Source organism: Actinocrinis sp. (genome assembly GCF_035938995.1).
Classification (GTDB): Bacteria; Actinomycetota; Actinomycetes; order Streptomycetales; family Catenulisporaceae; genus DASZGI01.
The window spans coordinates 23,945-29,944 of sequence record NZ_DASZGI010000416.1 but is presented as its reverse complement, the minus strand read 5'-3'; the positions used below and the strand labels follow the sequence as shown (position 1 = coordinate 29,944).

Below are 6,000 nucleotides of genomic sequence, written 5' to 3'. Positions count from 1 at the left end.
CCCATCCGTGCGGCGTCGGCTGACTGGTCGTCCGGCTGCAACTGGGACTCCCGCTCGGCCGCGATCTGCGCCGTGTAGTGGGCGATCTCCCGCTCGACGCGCTCGCCGTCCCAGCCGAGCGTCCCGGCCATCAGCTCGGCTGCCGGGCGGGCCGAGCCCACGCCGCGGTCGAATGTCTCGAACGAGACGCGGGTGCGGCGGGCGAGGACGTCGTCCAGGTGGACAGCCCCCTCGTGCGAGGCCGCGTAGACCACCTCGGCGCGCAGGTAGTCTTCCGCTCCTTCGAGCGGCTGCGCCAGGGACCGGTCCTTCTCGATGAGGTTGAGCACCTCTTCGGCCAGCGAGCCGTAGCGGCCCAGCAGGTGCTCGATCCTTGCCACGTGCAGCCCGCTTGCCGCGGCCAGACGCGCGCGGCCGTTCCACAGCGCCTGGTAGCCGTCCGCGCCAAGCAGGGGCAGCGTGTCGGTGCACGACTTCGGCAGGCCGCGGTCGAGCCCGTGCACCGCCGCGTCCACCGCATCCGCCGCCATGACCCGGTACGTGGTGTACTTGCCGCCCGCGACGACCACCAGGCCGGGCGCGGCGTGGGCGACGACGTGTTCGCGGGAGAGCTTCGAGGTCTCCTCCGACTCCCCGGACAGCAGCGGTCGCAGGCCCGCGTACACACCCTCGACGTCCTCGCGCGTGAGTTCAGTGGTGAGCACCCGGTTCACGTGCCCGAGCACGTAGTCGATGTCCGTCGCGCTGGCGGCCGGGTGCGCCTTGTCGAGGGTCCAGGCGGTGTCCGTGGTGCCGATGATCCAGTGCCGCCCCCATGGGATCACGAACAGGACCGACTTCTCGGTGCGCAGGATGATGCCCGACGACGACTGGATGCGGTCCTTCGGGACGACCAGGTGCACGCCCTTGGACGCGGTCACGTGGAACTTGCCGCGTTCACCGACCATCGCCTGCGTCTCGTCGGTCCACACGCCGGTGGCGTTGACCACCTGCCGCGCCCGGATCTCGAACTGCTCGCCACCCTCCTCGTCGCGCACCACCGCGCCGGTGACCCGCTCACCCTCGCGCAGGAAGCCGATCACCCGCGTCCGGTTCGCCACCTGCGCACCAAACGACGCCGCGGTGCGCACGAGCGTGGTGACGAAACGCGCGTCGTCCACCTGTGCGTCGTAGTACTGGATCGCGCCGACCAGCGCGCTCTTCTTCAGTGACGGGGCGACACGCAGCGCGTGACGGCGGGTCAGATGCCGGTGCGGCGGCAGACCCCGGCCGTGGCCCGAGGTGTAGCTCATCGCGTCGTAGAGGGCGACGCCCGAGCCCGCATACCAGCGCTCCCAGCCATGCCCGGTGAGCGGATACAGAAACGCCACGGGGCGCACCAGGTGGGGCGCGAGACGCTCGACAAGCAGTCCACGTTCCTTAAGCGCCTCGCGGACCAGCGCGAAGTCGAGCATCTCCAGATAGCGCAGGCCGCCGTGGATCAGCTTGGACGAGCGGCTCGACGTGCCCGACGCCCAGTCCCGCTGCTCGACGAGGCCGACCGACAGGCCCCGGGTGACCGCGTCCAACGCGGTCCCGGCCCCGGTCACCCCGCCACCGACGACCAACACGTCCAGCTCGGATCCGGCCAGCGCCCTCAGCGCCGCCCTCCGCTCTTCCGGTCCCAGTTTCGCGCTCCGCATAGAACTACGATGCCCGCTCACGCTTGGGTCGCGCTATGCGAAGGGCACGACGAGCGGGGTGTTCACTCTTTCGCAGGGCGGCGTTAAGGAATCTTCGAGGTCGGCAGAGGCCGGCAGAGGTCAGCCACCGCCGACCGCCGCGATCGGGCCGACTCACCGGACCGTCAGTTCGACGCGCTGGAATTCCTTGAGGTCGGAGTAACCGGTCGTGGCCATCGCCCGGCGCAGCGCGCCGAACAGGTTCATCGTCCCGTCCGCGGTGTTCGAGGGCCCGACCAGGATCTCCTCGAGCGTCCCGACGGTCCCCAGGTTGGTGCGGATCCCGCGCGGTACGGAGCCGTGCCACGCCTCGGCGCCCCAGTGGTGGCCGCGTCCGGGTGCCTCGACCGCGCGGGCCAGCGGCGATCCGATCATCACACCGTCGGCGCCACACGCGATCGCCTTCGCGATCTCGCCGCTGCCGCCCATCGCGCCGTCCGCGATCACGTGCACGTACCGGCCGCCCGACTCGTCCAGGTAGTCGCGCCGGGCCGCGGCGACGTCCGAGATCGCGGTGGCCATCGGGACCGCGATGCCGAGGACGTTCTTGGTGGTGTGCGAGGAGCCGCCGCCGAAGCCGACCAGCACACCCGCCGCGCCTGAACGCATCAGGTGCAGCGCGCCCTTGTAAGTGGCCACGCCGCCCGCGACCACGGGGACGTCGAGGTCATACACGAACTGCTTGAGGTTGAGCGCCTCCGTGTGGTGCGAGACGTGCTCGGCGGACAGCGTCGTGCCGCGGATGACAAACAGATCCACCCCAGCGCTCACGACTGTCTTGTAGAACTGCACGGTGCGCTGCGGGGAAAGCGCCCCAGCCGCGACAACCCCCGCGTCGCGGATCTGCTTGATCCGGGCGACGATGAGCTCTTCCTTCACCGGCTCGGCATAGATCTCTCGCAGCCGCTTAACCACGCGCTCGGCGGGCAGGTCGGCGATCTCCGCGAGCAGCGGCTCCGGTTCCGTGTACCGGGTCCACAGCCCTTCGAGGTCGAGCACGCCCACCCCGCCGAGCCGCCCGATCGCGATGGCCGTCGCCGGGGAGACCACCGAGTCCATGGGCGCGGCCAGGAACGGCAGGCTCAGCCGGTACGCGTCGATCTGCCAGTCGATCGAGACGTCCTCGGGATCGCGGGTGCGCCGCGACGGCACCAGCGCCACGTCGTCGAACCCGTAGGCCTGGCGGGCGCGCTTGGAACGGCCGATCTCGACCTCGGACACGGACCTCTACCTCTCGTCGCGGCTGACGGGCGGACCGACACTACCGGGAGTGGTAGTTCGGCGCCTCGACCGTCATCTGGATGTCGTGCGGGTGGCTCTCCTTGAGCCCGGCCGAGGTGATCCGGACCAGCCGCGCGTCCTGCAGGTCCGCGATGGTGCGCGAGCCGGTGTAGAACATCGCCTGCTTGACCCCGCCGATCAGCTGGTGCGCGACGGCGGACAGCGGGCCGCGGTACGGGACCTGGCCCTCGATGCCTTCGGGGATGAGCTTGTCGTCGGAGGCCACGTCCTGCTGGGCGTACCGGTCGCGGGAGTACGCCTTACCCTCGGCCTTGCCGCGCGAGGACATCGCGGCGAGCGAGCCCATCCCCCGGTACGACTTGTACTGCTTGCCGTTGATGAAGATCAGGTCGCCAGGGGACTCCTCGCAGCCGGCCAGCAGCGAGCCGAGCATGACCGTGTCCGCACCGGCCGCGATGGCTTTGGCGATGTCGCCGGAGTACTGGAGGCCGCCGTCGCCGATCACCGGGACGTTCGCGGGCTGCGCCGAGCGCGCGACCTCGTAGATGGCGGTCACCTGCGGCATCCCGACGCCCGCGACGACCCGCGTGGTACAGATCGAGCCCGGCCCGACGCCCACCTTGACCGCGTCCACCCCGGCTTCGATCAGCGCCCGCGCTCCGGCCGCGGTGACCACGTTGCCGCCGATCACGTCCACCCGCGAGTTCGCCTTGATCTTCGCGACGGTCTCGCACAGCGCCCTGGAGTGGCCGTGCGCGACGTCCACGACGATGAAGTCCACGCCCGCGTCCACCAGGAGCATGGCCCGGCGGATCGCGTCGTCCCCGACGCCGACCGCCGCGCCGACGACCAGGCGGCCCTCGGCGTCTTTGGTGGCGTGCGGGTACTGCTCGGTCTTGGTGAAGTCCTTGACCGTGATCAGGCCATGCAGCTTGCCGCCCTCGTCGACCAGCGGCAGCTTCTCGATCTTGTGCGCGGCCATCAGCTTCATCGCCTCGGCGCCGGAGATGCCGACGCGCCCGGTCACCAGCGGCGGCTTGGTCATCACGTCACGCACCAGCCGGCCCTTGTCCGGCTCGAAGCGCAGGTCGCGGTTGGTCACTATGCCGATCAGCTGCCCGGCCGGGTCGACCACCGGCAGGCCGCTGATGCGGTACTTGGCGCAGAGCGCGTCGACGTCGGCGAGGGTCGCCTCAGGTCCGACGGTCACGGGCTGGGTGATCATGCCGGACTCGGACCGCTTGACCAGGTCGACCTGGGCGGCCTGGTCCTCACCGGGAAGGTTTCGGTGCAGCACGCCCGCCCCGCCCTGGCGCGCCATGGCGATGGCCATGCGCGCCTCGGTCACGGTGTCCATCGCGGCGGACACCAGCGGGACGCGCACAGAGATGTTGCGGGTCAGCCGCGCGGTGGTGTCCGACTCGCCGGGCACCAGGTCCGAGACCGCCGGCACCAGCAGCACGTCGTCAAAGGTCAGCCCAAGCAGACCGAACTTCTCGGGGATCTCGGACTCGGACATCGGCGCCTCCCGGGCAGCGATCGGGGAAGGACCCCCAGTCTAGTCGGCGCCCGGGACCCGCCCGCCCGCGCTGTTCACTGCGACTCGGGAGGACCCCTGTCTACTCAGTGCCCGGGACCCGCCCGCCCGCAGTGATCAGCGGACCAAGCCCCAGCGGAATCCCAGGGCGACGGCGTGCGCGCGGTCGGACGCGCCGAGCTTCTTGAACAGCCGCCGGGCGTGCGTCTTGACGGTGTCCTCCGACAGGAAGAGGTCTCTGCCGATCTCAGCGTTGGAGCGGCCGTGGCTCATTCCCTCGAGCACCTGGATCTCCCGCGCGGTCAGCGTCGGGGCGGAGCCGACCTCCGCCGGGCGCAGCCGGCGCGGGGCCAGCCGCCAGGTCGGGTCGGCCAGCGCCTGCGAGACGGTGGCCCGCAGTTCCGCCCGGGAGGCGTCCTTGTGCAGGTAGCCGCGGGCGCCGGAGGCCACCGCAAGGGCGACGCCGTCCAGGTCCTCGGCCATGGTGAGCATGATGACGCGGGCGGTCGGGTCGGTGGACACCAGGCGGCGCACCGTTTCGACCCCGCCGAGGCCGGGCATCCGCACGTCCATCAGGACCAGGTCGACCCGGTCCGCGGTCCAGCGACGGAGCACCTCCTCGCCGCTGCTCGCCGTGGTGACTCGGTCCACGCCGGGCACCGTGGCCACCGCCCGGCGGAGCGTCTCGCGGGCCAGCGGTGAGTCGTCACAGACCAGGATGGACGTCATGTGTGCCTCCACGCACAGTGGATACGTATGCCTGCGGATCAGTTGCGGCCGAGCCCGGCCCGCAGGCGTTTCAGCCAGCGGATTCCGGTCCGTCCGTCCTGGCTCAACGAGCATCACCCGAAAGCGTTACGCACAATCGGGTGGCCGTCGGCGAACCATCCCAGCTCAAGATCGATTTTGTGGGGGGCCTGGCGTCACCCGTTCAGTCCCGCCTAGACGCCGCGGCGCCGGTGGGGCGGGGCGTCCACGCCGGAGGCTCAACAGGTTTCCGCCGTCGTGTCATGACAGCTCCAGTCTGTACCGGGGCGAACGGTTTCGGAAGGCTCGACGCGGACGGAAAAACTGAGGTCACGCATGGGTTCGGACACGGCTAGAAGCACGGCGGCGCGCGCCACCGGCACGCCAGAGCGCACGAGGCGCGCCATGGTCTCGAAGCGCACCACGTCGATCGCGGTGTACCGCGGACCCCGGCCGCAGACCCGGCTCCAGTCACGCAGAGTGCCCGAATCCACCCCCACTCGGCGGGCGACTTCAGCCGCGTCATACCCGGTGCGAAAATACTCACCGTCATCGGCCCTGCACACTGCGCTGATCGACGTCGCCGCGTTGACCCGTTCGTAGGGGGAGAACATACAGGTCACTTACCGAGCAAACAGGTGGGTATAGGCCCCGGTAACGGCAACACCACCCGAACCGGGGAACGCCTGCTCATCGCACGTCCAATCACCGACCGGCCCGAGCTCGAGACCGGTCGCGCTCTGGGATGGATGA

At 70.4% G+C, this 6,000-nt stretch carries 5 protein-coding genes; all 5 read right to left on the bottom strand.

What is annotated here, in order from left to right; translation table 11 throughout:
• A partial coding sequence (locus VGZ32_RS28145; protein ID WP_326889263.1) for a glycerol-3-phosphate dehydrogenase/oxidase occupies window positions 1–1,682 on the bottom strand: 1,682 nt, incomplete at its 3' end.
• 153 nt (window positions 1,683–1,835) lie between these two features.
• Window positions 1,836–2,942 (bottom strand): GuaB3 family IMP dehydrogenase-related protein, encoded by a 1,107-nt coding sequence (locus VGZ32_RS28140; RefSeq protein ID WP_326889262.1) that lies wholly within the window; start codon window positions 2,940–2,942, stop codon window positions 1,836–1,838.
• Between the two features lie 40 nt (window positions 2,943–2,982).
• Window positions 2,983–4,482 (bottom strand): IMP dehydrogenase, encoded by a 1,500-nt coding sequence (gene guaB / locus VGZ32_RS28135; protein ID WP_326889261.1) that lies wholly within the window; start codon window positions 4,480–4,482, stop codon window positions 2,983–2,985.
• 135 nt (window positions 4,483–4,617) lie between these two features.
• Window positions 4,618–5,229 (bottom strand): response regulator transcription factor, encoded by a 612-nt coding sequence (locus tag VGZ32_RS28130; RefSeq protein ID WP_324840749.1) that lies wholly within the window; start codon window positions 5,227–5,229, stop codon window positions 4,618–4,620.
• A 257-nt stretch (window positions 5,230–5,486) separates the two neighbouring features.
• Window positions 5,487–5,861, bottom strand: coding sequence for a hypothetical protein (locus VGZ32_RS28125; protein WP_326889260.1), 375 nt, complete (start codon window positions 5,859–5,861; stop codon window positions 5,487–5,489).
• Window positions 5,862–6,000: the final 139 nt, after the last annotated feature.

Excerpts from the sequence above, each read along its gene's own strand:
- guaB (WP_326889261.1), bottom strand. The coding sequence starts at position 4,482 with ATGTCCGAGTCCGAGATCCCCGAGAAGTTCGGTCTGCTTGGGCTGACC.
- VGZ32_RS28130 (WP_324840749.1), bottom strand. The coding sequence starts at position 5,229 with ATGACGTCCATCCTGGTCTGTGACGACTCACCGCTGGCCCGCGAGACG.
- VGZ32_RS28125 (WP_326889260.1), bottom strand. The coding sequence starts at position 5,861 with ATGTTCTCCCCCTACGAACGGGTCAACGCGGCGACGTCGATCAGCGCA.